Annotated in this window: 3 protein-coding genes; all 3 read left to right on the top strand. The window is 49.0% G+C overall.

The features are described from left to right. Positions 1-1115 (top strand): tyrosine-type recombinase/integrase (locus D7X94_RS17675; RefSeq protein WP_243111383.1); only part of this gene is annotated, 1115 nt, incomplete at its 5' end. Then, positions 1112-2089 (top strand): tyrosine-type recombinase/integrase, encoded by a 978-nt coding sequence (locus D7X94_RS17670; RefSeq protein ID WP_120429120.1) that lies wholly within the window; start codon positions 1112-1114, stop codon positions 2087-2089. The genes D7X94_RS17675 and D7X94_RS17670, both read left to right, overlap by 4 nt. Beyond that, positions 2076-3104: a tyrosine-type recombinase/integrase gene (locus tag D7X94_RS17665; RefSeq protein ID WP_120429118.1), complete on the top strand. Its 1029-nt coding sequence runs from the start codon at positions 2076-2078 to the stop codon at positions 3102-3104. Before D7X94_RS17670 ends, D7X94_RS17665 begins: the two co-directional genes overlap by 14 nt. Positions 3105-3200 lie beyond the last annotated feature (96 nt).

The raw sequence follows: 3200 nt of genomic DNA, 5'->3' as shown, positions 1-3200 counted from the left end.
AGGGCGCATTATCCGAGATTTTTAATTATCCGAGGAAATTCTTAAAAACCTTTTGTATGCGGGGGTTCATGCAAAAAATCTCGGATAAAATTTATCCACATGGGCATAGTACAGTTAAAGCTATCAAACAGGAGGTTTTAACTATGGGTTACCATACAAGGGAAACCAACACAGTGCCATGCGGATACCACGAATTGAATCCGGAAATGGAGGCTCTTTTAGCGGAGTACCTTGAAGACGGGAAACGCAAGGGGCTTCAGGAAAGCAGCATCCATCTTCACGATAAGATTGGGCACTACTTTTTATCCGCCCTAGCTGATACAGGCTGCGCAGCGCCGCAGGCAATGAACGCCCAAAATGTAGGAGCCGCGTGTTTAATGGTCAGCAGCAAATGGTACCTTTCACACATCCGGACATTCCTCAGATATGCATATCAGGCCAGACATACCGACAGGGATTACAGCGGCATCGTTCCTCTTTTCAAGAGGCCGCAGCCGTACCCTTCTGTTTATACAATAGAAGAAATCCTGAAAATTGAAAATAGCGTAGGCCGGGACTCCCCACATGGAAAGCGAGATTACGCAGTGCTGCTTCTTGCGACACGGCTGGGGATCAGGAGCGGGGACATCTCATCCATGACATTCCGGGAACTGGATTTTGGCAGGAAGCTGATTCTGCTTACACAGCACAAAACCGGCGTTGACATTGAACTTCCCATGGTCCCGGATGTAAAGGCCGCCCTGAAACAGTATTTAGAGGAAGAACGGGCCTGCTATGACAGCCCGTATGTATTTCTCCGCATCGTTCCCCCTTACAGCCATATCTCTGTGCAGGCAATCACCAAGATCGTCAGGACTGCCATTATGGCAGCTGGAATTGATCCGGCGGGACGCAAACAGGGCGCACATGCTTTCCGGTCATCCCTGGCAAGTTCCATGGTCAATAACAACATCCCTTATGAGGCGGTAAGGAAAGCCCTTGGGCATACAGACCAGAACGCCATCCAATCCTATGTCAGTCTGGATGTGGAGCAGCTGCGGAACTACGCCCTCCCGGTCATGGAGGCGGCAGGTACATTTGCTGCTTTTCTGGAGGGGAGGTGGCGCCTGTCATGACACAGTTCCAGTCGGTTTTCAAACATGAGCTTGCAGAATATCTGGAAATCAGCCAGGGGACTGTCAGCGATGATACTTTGCGGAGTACACGCAGAACCCTTCTTTCGTTCGATTCACTGCTGGTGGCAGAAAACGCCGACAGGGTTACGGAAACAGCCATCAATCACTGGATCAGGGAACTCCAGCAGATAAACGCGCCCAAAACGGTCAGCGATAAGGTAAGCTATCTCCGCAAATTTTTGCGGTACCTTCAATACAAGGGGTACAGTGTTTTCATGCCCGCCTGCCCCAAAACATCAGACAGCTATGTCCCATATATTTTTTCGGACAGGGAAATCCAAACGCTTCTGTCCTGCGCCGACAGCTGGGCCAACCCGAAAACCCGCCGGACGGACATGGAGTTCTGTATGCTGCTCCGGATGCTCCTTGGGTGCGGGTTCCGCCTGGGAGAACCGCTTGCCGCCAGGGTAAAAGATATAAATTTCCGCAATGGGACCATCCTGATCCGCCATGCCAAGAACAACAAACAGCGTGTTGTTCCAATGGACAGGACATTGACAGAGATGCTGGAAAGATACTGCATTGCTATGGGGATCAAAACAGAACCGGAAAGCTGTCTGTTCCCGGCAGCCAGGGGCCAAGAGTTTTCCGTCAGTAAAGGAACCTTTGATTTTCGGTTTAGGAACCTCTTGCGGGAAACCGGCCTGTATGTACAGGAAAAATCCCATTCCAGAGGGCAGTGCCTTCATTGCTTCCGTCACTATTTTGCCATCCATTCATTTGCGCAGGCAGAGAAAAACGGACGCCCGACAGATGACTCTGTTCCTTTCCTGTCAGTCTATCTTGGACACCATGACATGGACGAAACGGAGAAATATCTGAAATTCAGTGGTGATATGTTCCCTGAATATACGGAGCTGTTTGAAGATTATGCCGCTGGCGTATTCACGGAGGTGGCGTATGAGGAAAAATAAACTTCCTGAATTCATGCTCCTCCTGGAACAGTTTTTTACGGAATATATGCCGCTTTCGTCAGGGCTTTCCCCTAATACCACGAGATCCTATAAACATGCCTTCCGCCTTTTGTTCCAGTATGTTTATCAGGAAAAGAAGAAAAATGCTGGTGAAATCCTCTTCCGGGATTTGAATTTCGAGACTATTGACGGCTTCCTGAAATGGATCGAAGCAGAACGGGGATGCTCAGTATCCACAAGGAATCTCAGGCTTTCAGCATTGGCCTCTTTTGCCGGTTACGCACAGAACAGGAATTTTGAAGCAGCGACTGTGTTTGCAAATGCGGTGAAAAGAGTGCCTGTAAAAAAAGAGGCCGTCCAGCCGAGGACCACCTTTACGCTTGATGAAGTTTCAATCCTGCTCCGGCTTCCTGATCCCGGGAAACGGATGGGCTTCCGTGACCAAGTTCTTTTGAACCTGATGTATGCCAGCGGAGCCAGGGCACAGGAAATCTGCGATCTCAAAGTCAGGGACTTCCTGGCCGAGAAAAACCTCTATAAGCTTACAATTACTGGAAAGGGAAACAAAACCCGGAGGATCGTGATTGCAAGGCCTAGCGGAACTCTCCTGGAACGATATCTGGAGGAAACGGGAAAGGCCGGTCGGTTGGAGGCCTACATCTTTTCCAGCCAGACCCATCCGCAGATGAGCATTTCCTGTATTGAGGAGATTTATAAAAAATATATCATGCTCGCAAGAGCCGGGCATCCGGAAATGTTCCTTGAAAAACGCTACACCCCGCACACCATGAGGCATACGACCGCCACACATATGTTGGAAGCCGGGGTACCAATTATGGCAATCAAAAATTTTCTCGGACATTCCTCGATCTCCACAACAGAACGGTATGCTGAACTTTCACAGGGAACCGTAAACAGGCATATCCGGGATTGGAACGAAAAGTGGTTTTCCCATCAAAAAGAAAATCCTGTTACACAAAAGAAAGAGCATCAGCTCCCTGACTTCCTGAAATAGTTCTTACATTATCCGAGGCAACTTCTCTGAAAGCCTTTTATGCTGGTGGTTTTGAGAGTTTCCTCGGATAATTGATTATCTCGGATAATGCGCCCT

Source organism: Acutalibacter sp. 1XD8-33 (assembly GCF_003612555.1).
In the GTDB taxonomy this organism is placed as follows: domain Bacteria; phylum Bacillota; class Clostridia; order Oscillospirales; family Acutalibacteraceae; genus Acutalibacter.
This window is presented reverse-complemented; position numbering and strand designations above follow the sequence as displayed.

What these genes read in the sequence shown, in the direction of transcription:
- D7X94_RS17665 (WP_120429118.1), top strand. Translation starts at nt 2,076, where the DNA reads ATGAGGAAAAATAAACTTCCTGAATTCATGCTCCTCCTGGAACAGTTT.
- D7X94_RS17670 (WP_120429120.1), top strand. Translation starts at nt 1,112, where the DNA reads ATGACACAGTTCCAGTCGGTTTTCAAACATGAGCTTGCAGAATATCTG.